Raw genomic sequence first — 537 nt, 5'->3', positions numbered from 1 at the left:
TAGACTTGAATGGCAATTGCTTAATACAAGCTGGGTATTACCCCAAAATAGAGAGCGGATATACCTTGTCGGACATCTTGCAGGAAGAAGTGAGCCAGGAGTATTTCCTATCCGAGAAGATGATTGCCTTCCTACAACAAAAACGCAAAGTCAATTTCAAGCCCAACTTAGTGGAACACTCAAAGCCAATGGCAATATGAATGCTGATGACACCTACATCATTCCTAAAGTTGCAAGTACCCTCACAGGAGGCGGGCATTCTGGAGGCTTACATTCCGATATGACAGTGATACAACTTAATCCTTCTACTGAGTCTAATGGTAGGCAACCTTACCAACAAAATAGGGTATATGATGAGAGAGGAATATCACCTGCCCTAACAAGAAATAATAATGATTTTATTATTAAACAACGCCCACGAGGCAAAAATAAAGGCGCAGACCTAACTATTTGCCCTACTATATCGAGCAACGCCTTTCAAGAGAATAACCTACTGTGTGGCATACGCAGATTAACAGAAATAGAATGCGAACGTCT

The 537-nt window shown here is 41.3% G+C and carries 1 protein-coding gene; it reads left to right on the top strand.

Annotation, left to right across the window (positions count from 1 at the left end; genetic code table 11):
* On the top strand, positions 1 to 537 hold a 537-nt coding region (locus HMPREF9074_RS12515), incomplete at both ends, for a DNA cytosine methyltransferase (protein WP_034541002.1).

Origin of the sequence: Capnocytophaga sp. oral taxon 329 str. F0087, from assembly GCF_000213295.2 — a bacterium.
Classification (GTDB): Bacteria; Bacteroidota; Bacteroidia; order Flavobacteriales; family Flavobacteriaceae; genus Capnocytophaga; species Capnocytophaga leadbetteri_A.
This window is presented reverse-complemented; position numbering and strand designations above follow the sequence as displayed.